The organism is Streptomyces sp. NPDC058284, assembly GCF_042881135.1.
Classification (GTDB): domain Bacteria; phylum Actinomycetota; class Actinomycetes; order Streptomycetales; family Streptomycetaceae; genus Streptomyces.
The window spans coordinates 496242-520552 of the sequence record NZ_JBHVYE010000002.1 but is presented as its reverse complement, the minus strand read 5'-3'; the positions used below and the strand labels follow the sequence as shown (position 1 = coordinate 520552).

Genomic DNA, 24311 nt, shown 5'->3' with positions numbered 1-24311 from the left:
TGCGCGCCGTCCGGACGGCGGCGCGCTGTGGGAAAGTCCATGGAAACCGGCGCGAAAGTCCAGGGGTTCCGGCGATGATCTGCGAGAGGTTCTCAGCGGGGATCACCGCAGGTCTCAACTCGGCAAACGCCGCTGACCAAAGCTGTATTCGATCTTGCTCACCCGGCCGCGAGTGGACTATACCGGTCGGCGCCCAGCTTCACACCACCGCGGTGCCGGGGAGGGTCCGGTTCACCGCCTGAGTCCTACGAGAAGGCGAGGACTTGAGCATGGGATCCACCAGCGTCAACCGTCGTGATGTCATGAAGAGGGCGGCAGCCGCCGGTCTGCTCGCGGTGCCGGCCGTCGGGGCGCTGAGCTCCTGCGCAAGCGGTGGCGGCGACGGGAACAAGGCCGAGAAGGGCGAGAAGACCAAGAAGAACCCGCTCGGCGTCAAGGACGACGCGGGCCTGACGGTCTACATCTTCAACGGCGGGTACGGCGACAAGTACGCCCAGTTCGTCACGGACATGTACGACAAGAAGTATCCCAAGGCCGATCCGGAGCAGAAGCCCACCGAGAAGATCGCCACCCAGGTCCAGCCGAAGATCGTCCGCGGCAAGCCCACGGCGGACGTCGTCAACAACTCCGGCGCCGACCAGATGAACATCGGCAAGCTCGTCCACAACAAGCAGGTCGCCGACTTCAGCGAGATGCTCGCCGCGCCCTCGTGGGACGACCCGAAGGTCACCGTGCGCGAGACCCTGGTGCCCATCGTCGAGCAGATGGGCCGCTTCGGCGGCAAGGAGTGCTACCAGCTCAACATCGCGCTGACGGTGTACGGGAACTGGTACTCCAAGAAGCTCCTTGAGGACGGGCTCGACTCCGCGTACCCGAAGACCTGGGACGAGATGCTCGCGGTCTGCAAGAAGGCCAAGGCCAAGGGCATCCACGGCTGGAGCTACCCGGGCGGCCACCCGCGCTACATGTTCTTCAGCATGTACGCGATGTTCGCCCAGCGCGGCGGCCGTCAGGTCATCGAGGCGATGGACTACCTGGAGCCGGGCGCCTGGAAGAACGACGCGGTCAAGGACGTCTTCGAGGCCTGGGAGGAACTGGTCGCCAAGAAGTACGTGCTCACCGGCTTCGACGGCACCGAGGCCCACACCGAGATGCAGACGGCGTGGACGAAGGAGGGCAAGTGCGTCTTCGTGCCCAACGGCTCCTGGGTGGAGAACGAGGCCAAGGACACCACGCCCAAGGACTTCGCGATGACGGTGGGCGCGACCCCGTCCCTCGACTCGGGCGACAAGATGCCCTTCGGCACGCTCTACGCCCCCGCGGGTGAGCCCTTCATCGTCCCCGCCAAGGCCAAGAACGTGCAGGGCGGCCTGGAGTGGATGCGGATGATGTACAGCAAGGAGGCCTCCGTGAACCTCTTCAAGGAGGTCGGCTCGATGCCCGTCGTCAAGGGTGCCATCGACGGCCTGAAGCTCCCCTCCGGCACGGCGAGCGCCCAGGCGGCGATCAAGGCGGCCGGGGACAACATCGTCATCCCTCAGTTCATGGACTGGTACAACGAGCTGTTCCGCGAGGACTTCAACAACATGATCCACAAGTTCATGCAGGGCCAGATCGGGGCCAGGCAGGCGATGGACACCATGGAGAAGGCCGCGGACCGGATCAAGAACGACCCCGACATCACCAAGATCAAGAAGGCGTGACCGGACGGGCGGGGCTGAGCAGCGTGAAGACCGACACCAGGGTGGGCGGTTCCCCACCTCCCAAGAAGCAGGCGGACCCGGGGCCCGGACCGAGGCCGGTGAGCGGACTGCTGTTCGCCCTGGCGGTGGTGCTGCCGCCCCGCTTCACCCCCGAGCGGGTGCGCTACGACCGGCGCTACCGCACGCTCGACAAGTACCGCTTCATCGTGGGCTTCCTCGCCGTGCCGCTCGCGTTCTACGCGCTGTTCGTCGTCTCGCCCTTCCTCCAGGCGATCTACTACTCGTTCACCGACTGGTCCGGCGGCCCGGTCGCGAACTTCGTCGGCTTCGACAACTACCGCAAGATGTTCAACGACGAGCGCTTCTGGGACTCCCTGGAGGTGAGCGCCCTCCTGCTGCTCATCGCCCCCGCGATCACTCTGGTCCTCGGCATGTTCTTCGCCTACATGATCACCTCGGGCGGCCGGCACCGCAGGGGCCGGGCCATCGCGGGCGTCGCGGGCTCCTCGCTCTACAAGGTCGTCTACTTCTTCCCGCAGGTGCTCTCCGTCGCCATCATCGCCGTGGTGTGGGGGCGCGTCTTCAACACCAACAGCGGCCTCATCAACGGCGGCCTCGACAAGGCCGGCATCGAGGGGCCCGCCTGGCTCGGCGGCGACGAGACCCTCGGCATCATCTCGCTGCTCACCGTGATCAGCTGGAGCTTCATCGGCTTCTACGTCGTGCTGTTCTCCGCGGCGATGGGATCGGTGCCCAAGGAGATCTACGAGGCAGCGCTCCTCGACGGCGCGGGCCGCGCCCGCACCTTCTTCAACGTCACGCTCCCGCTGATCTGGGACACCGTGCGCACCGGCTGGATCTACATGGGCATCCAGGCGCTCGACACCTTCGCGATCTGCCTGGTCATGGTGCCCCCGCACGTCCTGAAGGTGACCCCGGTCTTCCTCTACGAGCGGTTCAGGGACGGCCAGTACGGCTACGCCACCTCCATCGGCGTCGTCCTTCTCGTCCTCAGCATGGCGTTCTCCCTGATCGTCATGCGGCTCGGGAACCGCGACCGGATCGAATACTGAGACCGCGGGAGCCACGCATCATGACCACGACCACCACCTCCGCGCCGCGTCCCGAGACCGTCGCCGCGCCCCGCGGTACGAAGGAGACGGGCGGCGCCACCCTCAACGTCTTCTCGCACGCCTTCCTCGTCCTGTGGGTCGTCCTCGCCGCCGGGCCGCTGATCTGGGTCGCGCTCACCGCGTTCCGCCCCTCGGCCGAGATCCTCAGCGACCCGATGGGCTGGCCCGCCTCCTTCCACTGGGAGAACTTCTCCAACGCCTGGAGCAAGGCGAGCATCGGGCGGTACACCCTCAACTCACTGATCATCCTCGCCGGTTCGCTGACCGGCACCATGCTGCTCGGCTCGATGGCGGCCTACGTCATCGCCCGCTTCACCTTCCCCGGCAACCGCCTCGTCTTCATGCTGTTCGCGGGCGGCATGATGTTCCCGGTCATCCTCGCCCTGGTGCCGCTCTTCGCGGTCATGGAGAACTTCGGCCTCCTCGACACCCGGCCGGGGCTGATGATCGCGTACATCGCGTACTCCCTGCCGTTCACCACCTTCTTCCTGACCTCCTTCTTCCGCACGCTGCCGACCGGCGTGCAGGAGGCGGCGATGGTCGACGGGGCCTCGCACACCCGCACCTTCTTCCAGATCATGCTGCCGATGGCCAAGCCCGGCCTGGTCAGCATCGGCATCTTCAACTTCCTCGGCCAGTGGAACCAGTACCTGCTGCCGCTGCTGCTCAACAGCGAGGACGAGAAAGCCTACGTACTGCCGCAGGGGCTCGCCTCCCTGGCCGTCTCGCAGGGCTACCGGGGCGACTGGGGCGCGCTCTTCGCGGGCCTGACGATCGCGATGCTCCCGGTGCTCGTCGTCTACGCGGTCTTCCAGCGACAGGTACAGGCCGGTCTGACCGCAGGAGCCGTCAAGTGACCTGGTGAGGCAGGTGATTTCAGGTTGGCCACGAAAGTGGTCTAGGCCTGTCGAGGCGAATCGGGCCGTGAGTAGTCTCTGCGCCACGGCGCCGCGGGGGGCGACCGGACGCGCGCAAGTCGACACCGATGTCGAAGGGTTGAACCATCATGAGGAATCGAATAATCGCCACCGGTGCGGCAACGGTCGCCATGGCCCTTGGCCTCACCGCCTGCGGCGGTGACAGCGACAGCGGCGACAGCAAGACGATCAAGCTCGTCGCCGCCGACTACGGCGACAAGGCCTCCAACGCCTCCAAGGTGTACTGGGCCGAGGTCAAGAAGGAATTCGAGAAGGCCAACAAGGGCTACAAGGTCGACGTCCAGGTCATCAACTGGAACGAGATCGACAAGTCCGTCAAGAACATGATCCAGGCGGGCAACGAGCCGGACCTGCTCCAGACCGGCGGCTACGCCGACAAGGTCGCCGACGACCTGCTCTACAAGGCGGACGAGGTGATGTCCGCCAAGACGCGCGAGAACCTCATCCCCACCTTCGCCAAGGCCGGCGAGGTCGACGGCACCCAGTACGGCATCCCGTGGGTCTCCTCCAGCCGCGTGATGTTCTACAACAAGGCCGTCTTCAAGAAGGCCGGCATCAAGAGCCCGCCGAAGACGTGGGACGAACTGGCCGCCGACGCCAAGAAGATCAAGGCCAAGAAGGCCGCCGACACCCCCTACGCCCTGCCGCTCGGCCCCGAGGAGACCCAGGGCGAGTCGATGCTGTGGGAGCTCGGCAACGGCGGCGGGTACACCGACGCGGACGGCAAGTACACCATCGACAGCCCGCAGAACGTCGAGACCTTCAACTGGCTGAAGGCCAACCTGGTCAAGCCGGGCCTGACGTACGCCAACCCCGCCTCCACCGACCGCAAGACGGCCTTCGCGGACTTCGCGGCGGGCAAGGTCGGCATGCTCAACGGCCACCCGAGCCTCATCCAGATGGCCAAGGGGGGCAAGGTCGACTACGGCGTCGCCCCCGTCCCCGGCAAGCAGGGCCCGCTGGACGGCACCCTCGGCGTTGCCGACTGGATGATGGCGTTCAAGGACGGCGGCGCGAAGAAGGAGGGCGTGAAGAAGTTCCTGGACTTCACGTACTCCAAGAAGATGCTGGCGTTCGACGAGATGTACAACCTCATGCCGGTCACCCAGGACGCCCTCAAGACCATGCAGAGCAACGGCAAGCACAAGGACCTCGAGCCGTTCTTCGCGGTGCTCCCGAAGGCGAAGTTCTACCCGCTGGGCGACACCTCGTGGGACGTCGTCTCCGCCGAGATGAAGAAGACCGGCGGCAAGGCGGTCTCCGACGACCCGAAGCAGGTCCTCGGCGACCTGCAGAAGAAGGCGGAGACGGCGGCGAGCGAGGCCAAGTAGCCGCACGGGCACGGCCGTTCGCTCACCTCACCACCCCACACCCCGTTCGCTAGGAGTCCTTGTGTCCCTGAAGGCCCCTCCGTCCCCGGCCGACTCCGGCCGGGGACGGGGCGGGCGCGCACCCGGGCCGGTGAGCCGCCGCAGCGGCATCGCCCGGCTTGGCCCGCTGCCCTGGATAGCGCCCGTCATCCTGCTGATCCTCGCCGTGGTCGTCTGGCCCGTCGTCGAGCTGATCCGCACCTCGTTCCTCAACATCTCCATCGCCGGCAAGGTGCGCGGCAGCGCCGGGACCGACAAGTTCAAGAAGCTCTTCGAGGAGAGCGACCTCGGGGCCGTGCTGCTCTGGACGGTGGTGTGGACGGTCGTCGTCGTCACCGTGACGATGCTGCTCTCGCTGGCCCTCGCCCAGCTGTTCAACCAGAAGTTCCCCGGCCGCCGCGTCACCCGCTGGGCGCTCATCGCCCCCTGGGCCGCCTCCGTCCTGATGACCGCCATCGGCTTCAAGTGGATGCTCAACCAGACGGCGGGCGTGCTCAACACGCTGATGCTCGACCTCGGCCTGATCGACGACTCCAAGGACTGGCTCGGCAAGCCGGAGACCGCGTGGCCGTGGATGATGGCCGTCGCCGTCTTCGTCTCCCTCCCCTTCACCACGTACACCCTCCTGGCCGGTCTCCAGACCATCCCGCAGGAGGTCTACGAGGCGTCGAGGATCGACGGCGCGGGACCCTGGCAGACGTACCGCCACATCACCCTGCCGATGCTGCGGCCCGCCTTCCTCGTCGGCGTCGTCATCAACCTCATCAACGTCTTCAACTCCTTCCCGATCATCTGGGCCATGACCCAGGGCGGACCGGGCTACGACACCTCCACGTCGATGGTGTTCATGTACAAGCTGAAGGAGACCGACATCGGTGAGTCCGCGGCCATGTCGGTCGTCAACTTCCTGATGGTCGTGGTGCTCGTGCTGATCTTCCTGAAGGTCAGCCGGTGGAACGAGGAGGACTGATGGCCACCGCGACGGCGACCCGCCCCGCGCCCCGGAAGGACGGCGGACCGAACAGGCCCCGGCGCACCTTCCGGCCCCGCACCCTGGTCATCACGGCCTGCGCCTGGCTCCTCGCCGCGGTCTTCCTCGCGCCGTACCTGGAGATGATCGTCACCGCGCTCCGCCCCAAGGAGGAGCTGCGCGACCGCACCTACCTGCCCAAGAACCTGGAGTGGGGCAACTTCATCGACGTCTGGAAGGAGTCCGAGCTCGGCCAGAACCTCCAGGTCACGCTGCTCGTCGCGGGCGGCGCGACCCTCCTGGTCCTGCTCGTCTCGCTGCCCGCCGCCTACTACACGGCGCGCATGCGCTACCGCGGCCGGAAGATCTTCCTGCTCCTCGTCCTCGTCACCCAGATGTTCCAGCCCACCGCCCTCCTCGTCGGCCTCTACCGCGAGTTCCACGAGCTGGACATGCTCAACTCGGTCTGGACCCTGATCCTCACCAACGCGGCGTTCAACCTCGCCTTCGCGGTGTGGATCCTGACGGCCTACATCAGCTCCATCCCGCCGGAGCTGGAGGAAGCCGCCATGGTCGACGGCACCAGCCGCTTCGGGGCCATGATCAAGGTGACGCTGCCGCTCGCCCTGCCGGGCGTCGTCACAGCCGTGATCTTCACCTTCATCACGTCCTGGAACGAGTTCGTGATGGGCCTGACCCTGACGACCGAGCCGGAGAAGCAGCCGCTGACCGTCGGCATCAACAACTTCATCGGCAACTACACGGTGCAGTGGAACTACCTCTTCGCCGCCTCCGTGGTCGCGATCATCCCGGTCATCGTGCTGTTCGCCTTCATCGAGAAGCACGTCGTGAGCGGACTTACGGCGGGCTCGGTGAAGTAAACCGCCCCCGAAAGGACCGGCATGCCGCCAGAATTGGGGGCATGGCGAGTCGAGTGCAGTTGGAGCGGGAGATCCGGGCGCTCCCCGAGGAGACGGCCGTCCGGGCCCTCGCCGTCGTGGTGGAGGAGCGGGGGCTCCTCGCCGAGGCGGGCCGGTGCCCCTGGGGCGACGCCGAGCTGACGGAGGCGGCGACCGCCGGGGACCTGGCAGCGTACCTGCCGCCGGGCCGCCCGGAGGTGACCGAGGGCGAACTCGCGCGCGCCACCCTGGAGTACGTGGCGTCGCGGGACGAGGACATGGCACGCACGGTCGGCGAGGCCGTCGACTACGCGCGCTCGCCCATGGAGCGCTTCGAACCCGTGGCGCTCTCGGGCACCGTCCTGGTCGTCGTGCTCCTCCAGACCGAGGTCGCCGTGAAGCGGGACACCCGGGGCAGGTGGAGCTTCACCCTCCACAAGCGGGCCATGAAGGACGCCGCCCTGGGCCGGGTCTTCACGGCCCTGCTCACGCGGCTCACCGGCGGGAAGTAGCCGGCGGTCGGCCGGGGGAGCGGGGGCGCCGTGGCGGTGTCGAAGCGGGCGGCGTACGCCTGGCGGTGCGAGAAGTGCGGCCGGGGGTGCGAGGCCCCGGTGTGGCGCGTCGTCGACGCCCGCGAACGGGCCGACGTCCTGGCGGCGCCGGACGCGGGGCTGGCGTGGGTGGAGTGTCCCGGGTGCGGGGAGAGAGCGGAGATCGCCGCCCCGCTGCTCGTACTGCGCCCCGGGGAGACGGCGCCGATGCTGCTCGGCCTCTCCATCGAGGAGCTGCGGGGGGATCCGTCCCAGTGGTCCGGGGTCGCCCTGCTCGAAGAGGCCGGGCGGGGCGGGGCCTTCCACGGACACGTCTTCACCGGCAACGCGATCCCGCTGCCCCGCGGACTCGTCCCCGTCGTCCTGTCCCGGGACCTGGAACGCGACCTGACCGAACCCGACTCCGCCTGCGCGGAGTTGGCCCCCCAGGGGCAGCCGACCGTCGACAACTACGGGACCTTCCTGCACTACCTCGCGGAGAGCCATGAGGAGATCCGGATCGAGCGGCTGCTGTACGCCGTAGTGGCGAGCCCGCCCGACGAACTCGCCGAACTGGTGCGCACGGAACCGGAGCTGACCGAAGGCACCAAGCTGCGCGACGCCGGACGCGAGGAGCTGCGTGCGGCCACCGGCACCCCACTCGAATCGGCGCTGCGGCGGCGGCAGGACCTCCTTGACGAGCTCTGCGACGGCCGGACCCCGCCCGACGAGGCCATGCGGCGCTACTTCGACTCGCTCGGCCGGTTCGGCGGCGATCTGCGCGCCCGTCTCGACGAACTGTACGAGAGCGCCTTTCGCGGCGAGGGGCCCGAGGGCATCGCGCGGGCCCGCGAGGCCCTGCGACTCGCGGCCGACCTCGGCGAGGAGGACCTGGAGACCGAGCTGGCCGACCTGCTCGGCGAACGCCTCGTCACCACCGGGGCGACGGCCGACCTCGCCGAAGGGATCCGGCTCCTCGAACACGCCCTGTCCCGACGGCCCGAAGGCACCCTGGACTGGGTGCGGACGGCCAACAACCTCGCCAGCGCCCACTACGCACGCGACGACGGCGACCGCCTCGAGGTCTGGGAGACCGCCCGTGACCTGCTGGCCCGCGCGAGCACGCTCGACCGCCGCGAACACCCCGAGTACTGGGCCAGAATCCAGACCAACTACGGACTGCACCTCTCCGAGCGGCCCGGCGGGGGACCCTCGGACCTCGCCCTCGGCATCGAGCACATCAGGGCGGGTCTGGCGGAGCGCTCCCCGGAGCGTTCGGTGGTCAACTGGGCCTACTCCCAGGTCAATCTGGGCCTGCTCCTCGCCCGCAGGGCCGAGCCCGAAGACCTCCGGCAGGCCGAGGAGTGCTACCGCGACACACTGCGCCACCTGCGGCCCGACGACGCCCCCGCACTGTGGTCGGTGGCGCAGGGCAACCTCGCCGACCTGCTGCTCAACCGCGAGTCCCCGGACGCCCACGGAGCCCGCACCGCCGCCACCGCGGCGCTCGACCTGGCGGCGGCGCGCCCCGGCCTGATCGACGAGGCCCGCGTCACCTGGCTCCTTGCGCGGGCCACCGATCTGATCGACGGGCACGACAGCCCCGGGAGCGTCCGGCTGCGACAGGCGGCCCTGACGGCCGCGCCTCCCGCCATCGCGCCCTCCCTGCATCTCAGGATCGCCAAGGAGCTGATGGACTCCCATGCGGCCACCGGGCGTTGGACGGAAGCGGCCGACGTCGCCGAGGACATGCTCACCGCCGTCAGCGCGCTCTACGACGCCCAGGTCACCGTGGAGAGCCGCCGCGGGGTCCTCCTCCAAGTGGACCGGCTCGCCCGCTGGACCGCCTACCTGCTGGCGCGGGCGGGCCGCCCCGAGCGCGCGGTCGAGGCGCTGGAGCGCGGCCTCGCCTGCGAGCTCTCGGCGGTGGCGGGACGCGGAGCGGCGGAGCTGACGCGACTCGAACGCGTCGACCCCCTCCTGGCCGAGCGCTACACCCGGGCGCGGGCCCGGTACAGCTCCTCGGTCACGGAACCCGCGGCGGCGGCCGAAGGCCCGCTCACCCCCGGGACCCGCGGGCAGGCCGACGCCGAACGCGCCCTGCGCACGGTGGTCGAGGAGGTCCGGGCGATCCCCGGCTTCGAGGAATTCCTGCGCACCACGCAGGTGCGGGACATCGCCAGGGCCGCGGGCGGGGTGCCGCTCGCCTATCTGGTGAACGCGCCGTGGGGGAGCTACGTGCTCATCGTCTCCAGCGACGGCGACGGCGACGGCGACGGCGACGGCGACGGCGATGGCGGCCACGGTGGTGGCGGTGGTGGCAGGGCGGGCGGCGGCGGTGGGCCGACCGTACGGGCCGTGCACGTCCCCGAGATCAGCAGCGTCACCCTCCTCCACCTGCTCGTGATCGACCCGGAGGACGAGAGAGCGGGCCTGTGGCTCGTGCAGCAGGGGACGCGGCTGACGCGCCGCCGGGAACTCCCGGCGACCCTCGGCCGCCTCGGTGTCCTGGAACCACTCGTGCGCCCGCTCGCCGACCTCCTCGGACAGGACGCACGACATGAGGCCGTCGTCGTACCGACCGGCCTGCTGGGCCTCGTGCCCCTGCACGCCGTGCCGCTGGGCCCCGGTGGTGCCGACGGAGCGCTGCAAGTCCTCGACGACGTGGGGACGTTGGCCCTCGCCCCCTCCGCGGCCGTCCATGCCGCGTCCCGGGCACGGGCCGAGCGGCCCCGGGAAGCCGTGCCGCGCCTCGTGACCGTCACGGACCCGGACGGCTCGCTGCCCGGCAGCCGCGGTGAACGCGCCGAGATCGCCGCGCTGTTCGCGGCCAGGGGCGAGGTCAGCAGCGCGGTGGGGGACGAGGCGACGGTGGGCTGGGTGCTCGCTCACCTCGCCGAGGCGTCGTACCTGCACCTGAGCTGTCACGGGAGGGCCGGCCCCGAGGGGCGGGGCGGTTCGCTGGTGCTCGCCGACGGCCACCTCGACATGGACACCCTCGTACGGCACCAACTCCCTTCGTGCAGGCTGGCGGTGGCCAGCGCCTGCCAGTCCGGGCACTACGACATCATCGAGGCCCCCGACCAGTTCCTCGGGCTACCCGCCGGGTTCCTCCAGGCGGGCGCCGCCTGCGCCGTGACGAGCCTGTGGCAGGTGGACGACCTGGCGACCGCCTTCCTGATGACCCGCTTCCACGAACTCCTCGCCCTCGGCCACGCCCCCGTACCCGCGCTGCGGCGCTCGCGCGGCTGGCTGCGCAGGCTCACCCGGGACGAGCTGACGCGGTACACGCGGGCGCACCCGCATCTCGCGGAGCCGGCCGGGCGGTACGCGGGGCAGGCGAGCCCGGCGGACGAGCGACCCTTCGCTTCGGCCGTGCACTGGGGGGCGTTCACGGCGTGGGGGACATGACACAGGCGTCTGAGAGCCTGTGTCATATCCCCGGCCGGGTGGTCGTCGTCTGGCACGCACGCTCGCCGCGTTGCCGAAAAGCCCTAGTAGCTCCGCTACGAGGGCTTCCCGGCGCCTTGCGATCGCACGCACCAGACGACGCCCACTGATCCGACCGGGGATATGACACAGGCTCTGATGTTGAAAGACAAGCTGAGAGCCTGCCTGTGAGGCGGTCCGTCAGCCTCTCCTCGTCGGGCCGTACGGGCCGAGGCTGTAGTCGGCGGAGCCGCCAGGAGCCTGCGGGGCGTCGACCCGTATGACGGTGTAGCGCCCCGCGGCAAGGCCCGAGACGGTCACCGTCACCGGGTAGCGGGCCTCACGGCCCTCCGCGCAGCTCGGGGTGCAGACCCGTTCGCGCCCCTGGCCGGTGGCGCGGGCGGTGGGCGTGCCCCAGCCCGTCCACGTCAGGGCGTCGAGCCCGGACCCGCCGTCGCCGCAGGCGAGCAGCAGCGAGGCGGGCCGGTCCAGGGCCTGCCCGCCGCAGTCGGCGATCGCCGCGGGGCGGGTGCTCGGGCGCGTCCGGACCTTCGTCGGGGCCTGCCGCGAGGGCTCGGGGTCAGGTGAGGGTCCGGTCTCGGGGGTGGCCGGCGCTTCGACCGGGTCCTCCGTCGGCAGCCGAGGCGCCTCGGTGGCCCGTTCCGCTGCCGTGTCCGGGGTTTGGTCCGAGGTCGCCCGCGCCGCGGTCGGGGTGGCCCGAGGACGGGTCCCGGTGGTGTGCTCGCTCTCGCGTCCGGAGGTCGTCAGGGTGTGGACGGCCGTGGCGGTCAGCGCGCCGACGGCCACGGCCGCCACCGCGGCGACGGCGAGCGTGCGCCGGGACGGCCGCCGCGGCGGCTCCGCGGGCGGGGCCTCGATGACGACGGTCCGTTCGGCGGTCCGTTCGGTGGCCCGGTCGTCCACGCGGCTCGCCAACTCGGCCCGCAGCCGGGCGATCTCGGCCTGCTGGGCGGCGATCAGCTCGTGCACCTCGGTCGGCCAGGGGCGTGCCGACGGCGCGATCCGGCCGATGTCCACGAGGAGTTGAGCGGGCGTCGGCCGCTCCCGCGGGTCCTTGGCGAGGCAGCGGGCGACGAGGGGCCGGAGCGTCGCCGGGCAGCCCGGAGAGGTCGGGTTCGGTGTGCACGATGTTGTACAGGGTCTGGGGCACGCCGGGTCCGGTGAACGGGCCCTTGCCCGTACATGCCATGACCAGCACCGATCCCAGGGAGAACACGTCGGCGGCCGGACCCGGTGGCTGCCCCTCGGCCTGTTCCGGGGACATGAAGCCGGGGGAGCCGACCAGCAGGCCCGAGCCGGTCGGCTCGGTACCGTCCTCGCTGTCGGCCGCCCGCGCGATGCCGAAGTCGATCACCCGGGGGCCGTCGTCGGCGAGCAGGACGTTGGACGGTTTCAGGTCACGGTGCACCAGTCCCGCCCGGTGGATGTCCACCAGGGCGGAGGCCAGTCCGGCCGCCATGCGCAGCACCGCCTCCTCCGGCAGCGCGCCGACCGACGCGACCGCTTCCTGCAGTGAGGGGCCCGGCACGAACTCCGAGGTCAGCCATGGTTCGGCCGCGTCCGAGTCGGCGTCGGTCACCGCGGGGGTGTGCACGCCCGACACCTTGCGGGAGGCGGCCACTTCGCGGCGGAACCGCGCCCTGAAGCCGTCGTCCGTGACGAACTGCTCGTGCACCTGCTTCAGCGCGACCAGGCGGCCGTCCGGGGCGCTGCTCAGCAGGACCCGCCCCATGCCGCCCCGGCCGAGCTCCGCGATCGTGCGGTACCGCCCGACCTCGGTCGGATCGCCCGCCGTCAGCCGTTCCATCGCGCCCCCGTCCCACCCTGTCCGCTACATCTGACGGTCCGTCCAACAACGTAGGGAACGAAGGAAGCAGGTGTCCCCGGTATGCGCGAGGTCGGCCGATTCCGACACCTCTTACACACATCAGGGCCTCACGCGACACGGCGGACGGCGGCCGTGTCACGGTCGGCGGCGTGGCCGTGCGGAGCTGGTCCGTCCGGTGAGCGGCCCAGGAGGGAGAAGCTCACCCGGGCCGGATCCCCGTCAAGGACTTGACTGCGGCATCTCCTACAGCTGAGTTTGGAGTTCACAACTTGTACATGGCCCGGCACCCGCTCAGGGGGCCGGTGTCACGGGGGGCTCCAGAGCCGTCCGAAAGAGGGCAAAGGGTGGATGAGTCAATGGAGACTCCGGGGTCGCAGTCGTCTCTGCACCGGGCCAATCTCGAGCGGGTCGTACGCGCCGTACGCCTCGCCGGATCGCTCACGCAGGCGGAGATCGCGAGGACGACGGGCCTGTCGGCCGCGACGGTCTCCAACATCGTCCGGGAGCTGAAGGACGGCGGCACGGTCGAGGTCACGCCCACCTCCGCGGGCGGCAGGCGGGCCCGCAGCGTCTCGCTCAGCGGGGACGCGGGCATTGTCATCGGCGTCGACTTCGGCCACACCCACCTGCGCGTGGCGATCGGCAACCTCGCCCACCAGGTGCTCGCAGAGGAGTCCGAGCCGCTGGACGTGGACGCGTCCGCCGCGCAGGGCTTCGACCGGGCCGAGCAGCTGGTCAGCAGGTTGATCGCGGCCACCGGAGTGGACCGTACGAAGATCGCGGGCGTGGGGCTCGGCGTGCCGGGACCCATCGACGTGGAGTCCGGCACCCTCGGCTCGACGTCGATCCTGCCGGGCTGGACCGGCACCAAGCCCGCCGAGGAGCTGGGCGGCCGGCTCGGCGTGCCCGTGCACGTCGACAACGACGCCAACCTCGGCGCGCTCGGCGAGCTGGTCTGGGGGAGCGGCCGGGGCGTCAAGGACCTCGCCTACATCAAGGTCGCCAGCGGTGTGGGCGCCGGGCTCGTGATCAGCGGGCGGATCTACCGGGGGCCCGGCGGCACCGCGGGCGAGATCGGGCACATCACGCTCGACGAGTCGGGCCCGGTCTGCCGCTGCGGCAACCGCGGCTGCCTGGAGACCTTCACCGCCGCCCGCTACGTGCTGCCGCTGCTCCAGTCCAGCCACGGCACGGACCTGACCATGGAGCGGGTGGTCGGCCTCGCGCGCGACGGCGACCCGGGGTGCCGACGGGTGATCGCGGACGTCGGGCGGCACATCGGCAGCGGCGTCGCGAACCTCTGCAACCTCCTCAACCCCTCCAGGGTCGTGCTCGGCGGCGATCTCGCGGAGGCCGGTGAGCTGGTGCTCGGGCCCATCAGGGAGTCGGTCGGGCGGTACGCGATCCCGAGCGCGGCGCGTCAGCTGTCCGTCCTGCCCGGGGCGCTCGGCGGGCGGGCCGAAGTACTCGGCGCGCTGGCCCTCGCGCTCAGCGAGATGGGCGATTCAACCCTTTTGGATGGAACGCTGCCTGCGGGCACACCTGCCTTCACTTAGATAACGCATGGCACCGTTGTCATCTCGTTAAGGATTTACTCCTTGACGCTGGTGTGGCGGCCGAGTTGACTTCGAGCCACCTCGGCCGCAACGACGCGGCCTCGTCAGGGAGGCACCCCACCATGAACGCAATGACGCGTCGCGTCGTCATAGGCACGGCCGCGGTTTCGATGGCACTGGCCATGACCGCGTGCGGCAAGGCCGGCGACGACGACGACAAGAGCAGCGGCGGCGACGGCAAGACCATCGGCCTGCTGCTCCCCGAGAACAAGACCACGCGCTACGAGACCTTCGACCGCCCCATCATGGAGGCGAAGATCAAGGAACTCTGCTCGGACTGCAAGGTCAAGTACAACAACGCCGCTCAGGACATCGAGACGCAGAAGAAGCAGTTCGACGCCCTCGTCACGCAGGGCATCAAGGTCATCATCCTGGACGCGGTCGACTACAAGTCGACGAAGTCGTGGGTCAAGCAGGCCGAGAAGCAGGGCGTGAAGGTCGTCGCGTACGACCGGCTCGCCGAGGGCCCGATCTCCGCGTACGTGAGTTACGACAACGAGAAGATCGGCCGCCTGCAGGGCGGGGCCCTGGTCAAGGCCCTCGGCTCGAAGGCCAAGGACGCCAACGTCGTCATGATCAACGGCTCTCCGACCGACCCGAACGCCCCCTTCTTCAAGAAGGGCGCCCACTCGGTGCTCGACAAGAAGGTCAAGAAGATCGCGTACGAGCAGGACATCCCCGACTGGTCGCCGGACGAGGCGAGCCGCAAGATGTCCTCCGCGATCGACAAGCTCGGCAAGGACGGCATCCAGGGCGTCTACGCCGCCAACGACAGCATGGCGGGCGCCGCCATCACCGCCCTCAAGGGCCGCGGCATCAAGGTCCCCGTCGGCGGCCAGGACGCCGAACTCGCCGGTATCCAGCGCCTGTTGAACGGCACGCAGGACTACACGATCTACAAGCAGATCAAGCCGGAGGCCGAGACCACCGCCGAGATCGCGGTGCGTCTGCTCCAGGACAAGAAGATCGACGCCATCACCGACCGCGAGGTCGACTCGCTCAGCGGCGACGTCAAGGGCATCCCCGCCAAGCTGTACGACGCGCAGGCGATCACCAAGGACGAGGTCGCCGACACGATCGTCAAGGACAAGGTCTACAAGGTCAGCGAGATCTGCACGGCCCAGTACAAGAAGGCCTGCGACGCCGCGGGTGTCAAGTAACGCCCGCTTGCGGTAAGCCCGTTCGTACGGGATGAGCCCCGGGGGCGCGTGAGAGCGCTCCCGGGCGCCCGTACGGGACGGACTCGGGTACCGGTCCGGTGCTCCGCCCCGACACACCGCCCCGCAACCGGGGGGCGGGGCGCCGGATTCGCCTCGACTGTCCTTCTGCACCACCATCCCCGCCGGTCAGGCGGCGAAGGAGATGATTCACGTGTCCGCTACGCCCGTGCTGGCGTTGCGCGGGGTCTCCAAGCGGTTCGGCGCCGTCCAGGCGCTCACGGACGTAGACCTCGAAATCCATGCCGGTGAGGTGGTCGCCCTCGTGGGTGACAACGGCGCCGGCAAATCCACGCTCGTCAAGACGATCTCGGGCGTCCACCCGATCGACGACGGCACCATCGAGTGGGAGGGCAAGGGGGTCCGCATCGGACGCCCGCACGACGCCCAGAACCTCGGCGTCGCCACCGTCTACCAGGACCTCGCGCTCTGCGACAACCTCGACGTGGTGGCCAACCTGTTCCTGGGCAGTGAGCTGAAGACCGCCACCGTCCTCGACGAGATCAAGATGGAGAAGCGGGCCAAGCAGCTCCTCGACACCCTCTCCATCCGCATCCCCAGCGTCCGCATCCCGGTCGCCGCCCTCTCCGGCGGCCAGCGCCAGGTCGTCGCCATCGCCCGCGCGCTGGTCGGCGACCCCAAGATCGTCATCCTCGACGAGCCCACCGCGGCCCTCGGCGTCGAGCAGACCGCCCAGGTACTCGACTTGGTCGAGCGGCTGCGCGAGCGCGGCCACGGCGTGATCCTCATCAGCCACAACATGGCCGACGTGAAGGCCGTCGCGGACCGCGTCGCGGTGCTGCGGCTCGGCCGCAACAACGGCACCTTCTCCGTTGCCGACACCACCAACGAAGAGATCATCGCCGCCATCACCGGCGCCACGGACAACGCCGTGACCCGCCGCAAGGCGCGCTCGGCCCCGGTCACGAAGGAGGACGCGAAGTGAGCGACCTCGCCAAGAACCCGAAGCCCGCGCCCGAAGCCCCCGGCAAGGACACCGCCCCGGGCACCCCGGGCGCCGTGGACACGTCGGCCGCGCCGGTCCCCGCCGTCGACCCGCGCCTGCTCGTCCGCGAGGAGGGCCTGGCCGGCTACTGGACCGAGTTCAAGCGCAAGATGCGCGGCGGTGAGCTCGGCTCGCTGCCCGTCGTCGTGGGCCTGATCCTCATCGCGATCATCTTCCAGCTGAAGAACGAGCACTTCCTGGACGCGAGCAGCCTCGCGAACATCGCGGTCTTCACCTCCGGTCTCGGCATCATGGCCGTCGGCATCGTCTTCGTCCTGCTGCTCGGCGAGATCGACCTCTCGGTCGGTTCCGTGGCCGGCATGGGCGCGGCGGTGTGGGCCGTGCTGAACGTCACACATGAGATGAACGACTGGCTCTCGGTCCTCATCGCCGTACTGACCGGCATGGTCATCGGTGCTCTGCACGGCTTCTTCTTCGCCAAAATCGGCGTGCCCGCCTTCGTGGTCACCCTCGCCGGCTTCCTCGGCTGGAGCGGTGTGCAGATCTGGCTGATGGGCGGCGAGGGCAGCATCAACACGCCCGAGGGCAGCGTCGTCGAGGACCTCACCGGGCACTTCTTCGCGGAGAAGGGCGCCGCGTACGGTCTGGCGGCCGTCGCGATCATCGCGTACGCCGGTTCGCTGCTGCTCGACAGCAAGCGCCGCAGGGCCGCCGCGCTGCCGTCCCGGCCGGTCAGCGAGATCGTGCTGCGCACGGTCGTCGTCGCCGTCCTCGCGGGCGGCGCGGCGTACGAGCTGAACGAGCCCGAGGGCGCCCGCGGCCTGCCGCTGGCCCTGGTGCTCTTCCTCGCCGTCCTGGTGATCGCGGACTTCGTGGCGCGCCGCACCACCTTCGGCCGCCAGGTCTTCGCGGTCGGCGGCAACGCGGAGGCGGCGCGCCGGGCCGGTATCAACGTCGACAGGATCCGCATCACCGTCTTCGCCATCTCCGGCATGCTCGCCGCCTTCGGCGGCCTCTTCATCGCCAGCCTCTCCGGCGGCGCGACGAAGAGCCTCGGCGGCGGCAACACGCTGATGATGGTCATCGCGGCGGCGGTCATCGGCGGCACGAGCCTCTTCGGCGGGCGCGGCAAGGTGTGGTCCGCGCTGCTCGGCATGCTGGTGATCCAGTCCATCCAGCAGGGCCTGAACATGCTCGGCATGGCGAGCGAGATCCAGTTCATGATCACGGGTGCGGTGCTGCTCGCGGCGGTGGTCATCGACTCCGTTTCGCGGCGCACCCAGAAGTCGGCGGGGCGCGCGTAGCGTTCCCCCCGGGTTGATCGCTGCCGGGTCGTGGTGCGTTTTCGGCCGCGGGACGGCGCAGGCTGAGCGCGCGGTTCCCCGCGCCCCTGGTAAGGGGCGCGGGGTCTTCCGTTTGGCGGGTGATGTGGCTCCCGGACGCAAATTGTCGGTGGCGGAACATTAGACTCGACAGACCCGGCAACGCTCGAACAGCACATCTCAGCTCTACTGCAAGGAGGCACGGGTGCCGCTGCTGACCCGCATCACGGGACCGCGCGATCTTGACCGGCTCAGCCCCGAGGAGCTGAACCAGCTGGCGGAAGAGATCCGCGGCTTCCTCGTCGATGCCGTCTCCAAGACCGGTGGCCACCTCGGCCCCAACCTCGGCGTGGTAGAGCTCACGATCGCCCTGCACCGCGTCTTCGAGTCCCCCAAGGACAAGGTCCTCTTCGACACCGGCCACCAGAGCTATGTGCACAAGCTGCTCACCGGCCGCCAGGACTTCGCCAGGCTGCGCAGCAAGGGCGGCCTCTCCGGCTACCCCTCGCGCGCCGAGTCCGAGCACGACGTGATCGAGAACAGCCACGCCTCGACGGTCCTCGGCTGGGCCGACGGCCTGGCCAAGGCCAACCAGGTGCGCGCCAAGGACGACCACGTCGTCGCCGTCATCGGTGACGGCGCGCTGACCGGCGGCATGGCCTGGGAGGCGCTGAACAACATCGCGGCCGCCAAGGACCGCCCCCTCGTGATCGTGGTCAACGACAACGAGCGTTCGTACGCGCCGACCATCGGCGGCCTCGCCGACCACCTCGCCACCCTGCGCACGACCGACGGGTACGAGCGTTTCCTGGCCCGCGGGAAGGATCTCCTCGGGCGCACGCCGGTCGTCGGCAAGCCGCTCTACGAGACGCTGCACGGCGCGAAGAAGGGCCTGAAGGACTTCATCGCCCCGCAGGGCATGTTCGAGGACCTCGGTCTGAAGTACGTGGGCCCCATCGACGGCCACGACATCGAGGCCCTGGAGTCCGCCCTGCAGCGCGCCAAGCGCTTCAACGGCCCCGTCATCGTGCACTGCCTCACCGAGAAGGGCCGCGGGTACCAGCCGGCCGAGGAGGACGAGGCCGACCACTTCCACGGCATCGGCCCGATCCACCCCGACACCGGCCTGCCCGTCGCGGCGGGCGGCATGGACTGGACCTCCGTCTTCGGCGAGGAGATGGTCGAGCTCGGCCGGGAGCGCGACGACATCGTCGCGATCACCGCGGCCATGCTGCAGCCGGTCGGCCTGAAGAGGTTCGCCGAGGAGTTCCCCGACCGCGTCTACGACGTGGGCATCGCCGAGCAGCACGCCGCCGTCTCCGCGGCGGGCCTCGCCACCGGCGGCCTGCACCCCGTCTTCGCCGTCTACGCGACCTTCCTCAACCGCGCCTTCGACCAGCTCCTGATGGACGTGGCGCTGCACAAGTGCGGTGTCACCTTCGTCCTGGACCGCGCGGGCGTCACCGGCACGGACGGCGCCTCGCACAACGGCATGTGGGACATGTCGATCCTCCAGTGCGTGCCGACCCTGCGGATCGCCGCCCCGCGCGACGCCGACCAGGTCCGCCTGCAGCTGCGCGAGGCCGTCGAGGTCGACGACGCGCCGACCGTCGTGCGCTACTCCAAGGGCGCGGTCGGCCCGGCGGTCAAGGCCGTCGCCACGGTCGGCTCCATGGACGTGCTGCGCGAGGCGGGCGCCGACAAGCCGGACGTGCTGCTCGTCTCCGTCGGCGCGCTCGCGCCGATGTGCCTGGAGATCGCCGGTCTGCTCGACAAGCAGGGCATCACCACCACCGTCGTCGACCCGCGCTGGGTCAAGCCGGTCGACGAGGCCATGGCGCCGCTCGCGGAGAAGCACCGCGTCGTCGTCACCGTGGAGGACAACTCCCGTGCGGGCGGCGTCGGTTCGGCCATCGCCCAGGCCCTGCGCGACGCCGGGGTCGACGTGCCGCTGCGCGACTTCGGCATCCCGCCGCGCTTCCTCGACCACGCCTCCCGCAAGGAGATCCTCGCGGAGATCGGCCTGACGGCCCCGGACATCGCCCGGCAGGTCACGGGTCTGGTGGCGAAGCTGGACGGCCGGTTCGAGCGGAACACCGCCGCGGCCGTGGACTCGGTGGAGCCCGCCCGCGACTGAGGTTCGGACGCCACGTCAACACGCACCGCCGACGGGCCGGTTTCAGCACCCTGTACGGGTGGTGGGACCGGCCCATTCGCGTGAATAGGCCCGCGCCGGGGCTTTCGGGGTACTCGCCCTCTCGATCATGTCGGGGACGACAAGCGTGGGAGGTACGCCCGTGAGCAGCACCCTCTTCAGGACGAAGAGCGTCGAGCAGTCCATCAAGGACACCGAGGAACCGGAGCACGCGCTCAAGAAGTCGCTGTCCGCCCTCGACCTCACGGTCTTCGGCGTCGGAGTCATCATCGGCACGGGCATCTTCGTGCTGACCGGAAAGATCGCCAAGGAGACGGCGGGCCCGTCGGTGGCCCTGGCCTTCGTGGCCGCGGGACTCGTGTGCGCGCTCGCGGCGCTCTGCTACGCCGAGTTCGCCTCCACCGTGCCGGTCGCCGGGTCCGCGTACACCTTCTCGTACGCCTCGCTCGGTGAGTTCCCCGCCTGGATCATCGGCTGGGACCTGATCCTGGAGCTCGCGCTCGGCTGCGCGGTGGTCGCGGTCGGCTGGTCGGGCTACCTCCGCTCGCTCCTGGACACCGCAGGGGTGCATCTGCCGCAGGCGCTGAGCGGCACGCACGGGGGGAAGTTCGGCTTCGACCTGCTGGCCTGCGTGCTCGTGCTGATCCTGACCGCCATCCTCGTCGCGGGGATGAAGCTGTCCTCGCGGGTCACCAACGTCATCGTCGCCGTCAAGGTCACCGTGGTCGTCCTGGTCATCATCGTGGGCGCCTTCTTCATCACGGGCGCCAACTACGACCCGTTCGTGCCGCCGAGCGAGCACCCGGAGGGCGGCGGCGGCATCACCGCGCCGCTGGTCCAGCTGATCTTCGGCTTCACCCCGTCGAACTTCGGTGTGATGGGCGTCTTCACCGCGGCGGCCGTCGTCTTCTTCGCGTTCATCGGCTTCGACATCGTCGCCACCGCCGCCGAGGAGACCCGCAACCCGCAGCGCGACGTGCCCCGCGGCATCCTCGGCTCGCTCCTCATCTGCACGATCCTGTACGTCGCCGTCTCCGTGGTCGTCACCGGCATGCAGAAGTACACCGAGCTGTCCACGGACGCCCCGCTCGCGGACGCCTTCAAGGCCGTCGGACACCCCTTCTGGGCGGGCGTGATCAGCTTCGGCGCGGCCGTCGGCCTCACCTCCGTCTGCATGATCCTGCTGCTCGGCCAGACCCGGGTGTTCTTCGCGATGAGCCGCGACGGGCTGCTGCCCCTGTCGTTCTCCAAGGTCCACCCCAAGTTCGGCACGCCGTACCGCTCGACGGTCCTGCTCGGCGGCGTCGTGGCGGTCGTCGCGGGCTTCACCTCCATCGACGCGCTGGCCGAACTGGTCAACATCGGCACGCTCTTCGCGTTCGTCGTGGTGGCCCTCGGCGTCATCCTGCTCCGCAGGCAGCGCCCCGACCTGCCGCGCGCCTTCCGTACCCCGCTGGTCCCGTTCGTACCGGTCCTCTCGGTCCTCGCCTCGCTCTGGCTGATGCTGAACCTGCCTGCGGAGACCTGGCTGCGGTTCGGCGTCTGGATGGTGCTCGGCGTCGTCATCTACTTCGTGTACGGGCGTTCGCACAGCCGCCTGCACCTCCGCGACCGGCACGCTCGCGACGCACGGTAGTCACGCGCCGTTCGTCAGGCATTCCTCTCCGGCCCCGTATGTCCCGATCCGTCGGGGAGTGCGGGGCCGGATAGCGTGCACCGTATGCCCGCGCCGTCCGCCACGTCACTACGCTCCGTACCCGGCCTCCGGGTGCCGGGCCCGCGCAAGGAGCACGTCCCCGACCGGGGTGCCGGGCCGTACTGGTCCCGGCTGCTCCCGCTGCTCGCCGCCCTGGCGTGCGCGACCCGGCTGCCCTCCTTCCGGTGGCCGCTGTGGAATCCGGACGAGGGCTATCTCGCCGTCCAGGCACGGATGTTGGCGGACGGCGGCGCGCTCTACGAGACGGTCGTCGACCGCAAACCGCCGCTCGTCCCCTGGCTGTACGCGGGCGCCTTCGCGCTCTTCGGTGACGGCTCCCTGCTCCCGCTGAAGGTCATGGCGGTGGCCGCACAGCTCCTGACGGCGGTGTTCCTGGTCTCGCTGGCCCGGCGCCGCTGGGGAGGGGGCGCGGGCCGCACGGCGGGCGTCCTGTACCTGCTGATCTCCATCGGCCTGAACCCCGAGGACGCGCAGGCGGCCACCTTCGAGATCTTCATGCTGCCGTGCACGGCGGCTGCCATGTGGTGCGCGGACCGGCGCGGATGGGGTTCCGCCGGGACCGCCGTGGCCTGCGCCTTCCTCGCCAAGCAGACCGGCGGTGCGGTGCTGCTGCCGGTCTGCTGGCTGCTGTGGCGGGCCGGGACGCCCCGCGGGGGCGCCGGGCGTCTCGCGGCCGGGCTCGGCCTCCCCGTCCTGGCCGCCGCCCTGCTGACGACGCCCACGGGCTTCGTCTTCTGGACGGTGACGGGCTCGGGCGCCTACGCCTCCTTCACCGGATCCGAACTCCACGTACTCCTACGGGGTTCGGTGAACGCGACGGTCCTCGCGGCGGCCTGCGCGGGCATCCTCCCGCCGGTCGTACGCGTCCTGCGCATCGCCCGCACCGGCGCGGCCGAGCTGTGGCTCTGGCTCGCCTCATCGACCGCCGCGGTCCTGCTCGGCTTCCACTTCTTCGGCCACTACTACCTCCAACTCATGCCACCGCTCGCCCTGTTGGGGACGGCGGCGCTGCAGATCCTGCCGCGCGAACGGACGGCGCGCGCGATCGTCACCTCCGGCTGCGCGTGCGCGCTCTTCCTGGCCTGGGGGCTGCTCGCGCCACGCCCCGAACTGGTCCACGCCACCCGCATCGCCGAGGCCGTCAGGGCGCACACCGGGCCGCGGGACCGCGTGCTGCTCTGGGGGATGCACCCCGAGACGTACTGGCTGGCCGCCCGCGCCCCCGCGAGCCGGTATCTCACGGCCGGTCTCCTCACCAACTACAGCGGCGGCAGGAACGGCCCCCAGGTGGGCGAGAAGTACGCGGTCGACGGCGCCTGGCCGGTCTTCCGCGCGGAGCTGCGCAGCCACCCGCCGACGGTCGTGGTCGACGACTCCCGGGGCAAGCCGTTCGCCCCCGACCGGGTGCCGTCGCTGCGCCGCTTCCTCACGGTCGGGTACGAGCCGGTGACGCGGGTGGGGGGAGCGGTGGTGTACGTACGGGTGGGGCGGGGCCCTACGAGCGCCGCTGCCAGCCGCGCGTGACGTCCGCCAGTGCCCCGGCGACCGCTCCCCAGTGGTCGCCGCCCTCCCGGATGCGGGGGCCGAACTCGACGTGCAGGAACGGCACGTCGTGTGCGGCGGCGGCCCGCCCCTGCATGTTGGAGCGGCCCGCGAGCGGGCAGGACCTGGCCCAGGCGCGGCAGACGTCGTAGCCCCGCCCGCGCAGGGCGTCGGCGAGGGCGCGGCCCTCGGTGAGGGCCTGCCTGCCCTTGCCCGTGGAGGCGACGATGTCGTGGTCGGGGGCCGACTCGTCGGCCATGCCGTGCAGTTGCAGACCGGGCAGCCCGCGCCGGACCAGTTCGTCGCAGACGGCGTGGAACACGGTGTCCCTGCGGTGCGCGACGTCAGCCTCGTCCCCGCGCCCCGCGTCGCGGTGCGCTCCGGCGAGGACGAGGACGCCGCCGGGGGAGCGGCGCATCAGCTCAGCGCCGAGCCGCTCGGTGTTCCGGTCGGCCACCGGGTGCGGGATCTGCACGGACCAGCGGACCGGATGGTCGAGGTCGATGTAGACGCGGCCCCAGCCGCGCGGCGCCGTGCCGCCCTCGGAGCGGTCGGCGATCTCCGCGTACCGCCGCCCCGCGGACTTGTCGGTGACCGTGCGCACCGCCATGTCCACGTCGGACAGGCGCCGCTCGGCCTGCGGGCGGCGGTGGTCGAGGAGCAGGGCGACGCCCGCGGCGACGGTCTCGCGGTCGGTGCGCGAAGGACGGCGGTACCCGCTGTCCTCGTCGAATCCGGCGGTGTATCCGCTGATCAGCTCGGTGAGCGCGTCGCCGTCCGCGCCGCTCCCGCCGCCGGGTGCCGTACTGGGGCGGCTGTCGTCCGAGCCGGATCCGCCGGTCTCCCCCGAGCACTGCGCGAGGGCGAGAATGGCGGCGGCGACGAGGCCGAGCACCCCGGCCTTCCTGATGATCGTCTTCGACCGGGTGCGGAAATTCTTCATGGTTGTATAAA

17 protein-coding genes and 1 pseudogene are annotated in these 24311 nt (G+C 70.3%); 15 read left to right on the top strand and 3 right to left on the bottom strand.

What is annotated here, in order from left to right; translation table 11 throughout:
* The first annotated feature begins 269 nt into the window (after positions 1–269).
* From ngcE to ACFVYR_RS05485, 8 genes are all read left to right on the top strand, one after another.
* Complete coding sequence (ngcE, locus tag ACFVYR_RS05520; protein WP_384257794.1) at positions 270–1703, top strand: N-acetylglucosamine/diacetylchitobiose ABC transporter substrate-binding protein; 1434 nt, start codon at positions 270–272, stop codon at positions 1701–1703.
* Between the two features lie 158 nt (positions 1704–1861).
* Positions 1862–2776 carry a carbohydrate ABC transporter permease gene (locus ACFVYR_RS05515; protein WP_384257922.1) on the top strand — a complete coding sequence of 305 codons (915 nt, stop codon included), beginning with the start codon at positions 1862–1864 and terminating at the stop codon, positions 2774–2776.
* 20 nt (positions 2777–2796) lie between these two features.
* Positions 2797–3693, top strand: coding sequence for a carbohydrate ABC transporter permease (locus ACFVYR_RS05510; RefSeq protein WP_384257792.1), 897 nt, complete (start codon positions 2797–2799; stop codon positions 3691–3693).
* A 149-nt stretch (positions 3694–3842) separates the two neighbouring features.
* Positions 3843–5105 carry an extracellular solute-binding protein gene (locus ACFVYR_RS05505; RefSeq protein WP_384257789.1) on the top strand — a complete coding sequence of 421 codons (1263 nt, stop codon included), beginning with the start codon at positions 3843–3845 and terminating at the stop codon, positions 5103–5105.
* Positions 5106–5166: 61 nt separating this feature from the next.
* The gene (locus tag ACFVYR_RS05500; protein WP_384257786.1) at positions 5167–6114 is read left to right on the top strand and encodes a carbohydrate ABC transporter permease; all 948 of its coding nucleotides are present in this window, start codon (positions 5167–5169) and stop codon (positions 6112–6114) included.
* Positions 6114–6995, top strand: a complete 882-nt coding sequence (locus tag ACFVYR_RS05495; RefSeq protein ID WP_384257783.1) for a carbohydrate ABC transporter permease — start codon at positions 6114–6116, stop codon at positions 6993–6995. Before ACFVYR_RS05500 ends, ACFVYR_RS05495 begins: the two co-directional genes overlap by 1 nt.
* A 41-nt stretch (positions 6996–7036) precedes the next feature.
* Positions 7037–7525: a hypothetical protein gene (locus tag ACFVYR_RS05490; RefSeq protein ID WP_384257780.1), complete on the top strand. Its 489-nt coding sequence runs from the start codon at positions 7037–7039 to the stop codon at positions 7523–7525.
* Positions 7526–7555: 30 nt separating this feature from the next.
* Positions 7556–10954 carry a CHAT domain-containing protein gene (locus ACFVYR_RS05485; RefSeq protein ID WP_384257778.1) on the top strand — a complete coding sequence of 1133 codons (3399 nt, stop codon included), beginning with the start codon at positions 7556–7558 and terminating at the stop codon, positions 10952–10954.
* Between the two features lie 219 nt (positions 10955–11173).
* Here ACFVYR_RS05485 and ACFVYR_RS05480 read toward each other — a convergent pair whose 3' ends face one another.
* Together ACFVYR_RS05480 and ACFVYR_RS05475 are read right to left on the bottom strand one after the other, a co-directional pair.
* On the bottom strand, positions 11174–12010 hold the full coding sequence (locus ACFVYR_RS05480; protein WP_384262478.1) for a hypothetical protein: 837 nt from the start codon (positions 12008–12010) through the stop codon (positions 11174–11176).
* Between the two features lie 163 nt (positions 12011–12173).
* Positions 12174–12725, bottom strand: a pseudogene (locus ACFVYR_RS05475) (serine/threonine-protein kinase); the annotation flags it as partial.
* A gap of 452 nt (positions 12726–13177) precedes the next feature.
* On the opposite strand from ACFVYR_RS05475, the gene ACFVYR_RS05470 reads away from it, so the two are divergent.
* The 7 genes from ACFVYR_RS05470 (at position 13178) to ACFVYR_RS05440 (ending at position 23339) form a co-directional block, all read left to right on the top strand.
* Positions 13178–14377, top strand: a complete 1200-nt coding sequence (locus ACFVYR_RS05470; protein WP_384262473.1) for an ROK family protein — start codon at positions 13178–13180, stop codon at positions 14375–14377.
* A 122-nt stretch (positions 14378–14499) separates the two neighbouring features.
* The gene (locus ACFVYR_RS05465) at positions 14500–15597 is read left to right on the top strand and encodes a substrate-binding domain-containing protein (RefSeq protein WP_384262471.1); all 1098 of its coding nucleotides are present in this window, start codon (positions 14500–14502) and stop codon (positions 15595–15597) included.
* A gap of 202 nt (positions 15598–15799) precedes the next feature.
* Entirely contained in the window at positions 15800–16600 is an 801-nt protein-coding gene (locus ACFVYR_RS05460; RefSeq protein WP_384262469.1) for an ATP-binding cassette domain-containing protein, read from the top strand.
* A complete protein-coding gene (locus tag ACFVYR_RS05455) occupies positions 16597–17925 on the top strand; it encodes a sugar ABC transporter permease (protein ID WP_384262467.1) in 1329 nt (442 codons plus the stop codon). Before ACFVYR_RS05460 ends, ACFVYR_RS05455 begins: the two co-directional genes overlap by 4 nt.
* A 223-nt stretch (positions 17926–18148) precedes the next feature.
* A complete protein-coding gene (gene dxs / locus ACFVYR_RS05450) occupies positions 18149–20080 on the top strand; it encodes a 1-deoxy-D-xylulose-5-phosphate synthase (protein WP_384262465.1) in 1932 nt (643 codons plus the stop codon).
* 127 nt (positions 20081–20207) lie between these two features.
* Positions 20208–21734 (top strand): amino acid permease, encoded by a 1527-nt coding sequence (locus tag ACFVYR_RS05445; protein ID WP_384262463.1) that lies wholly within the window; start codon positions 20208–20210, stop codon positions 21732–21734.
* An 84-nt stretch (positions 21735–21818) separates the two neighbouring features.
* Positions 21819–23339 (top strand): ArnT family glycosyltransferase, encoded by a 1521-nt coding sequence (locus ACFVYR_RS05440; protein ID WP_384262460.1) that lies wholly within the window; start codon positions 21819–21821, stop codon positions 23337–23339.
* Here ACFVYR_RS05440 and ACFVYR_RS05435 read toward each other — a convergent pair.
* Positions 23311–24300: a hypothetical protein gene (locus ACFVYR_RS05435; RefSeq protein WP_384262458.1), complete on the bottom strand. Its 990-nt coding sequence runs from the start codon at positions 24298–24300 to the stop codon at positions 23311–23313. The genes ACFVYR_RS05440 and ACFVYR_RS05435 overlap by 29 nt on opposite strands.
* Between the last annotated feature and the right edge of the window lie 11 nt (positions 24301–24311).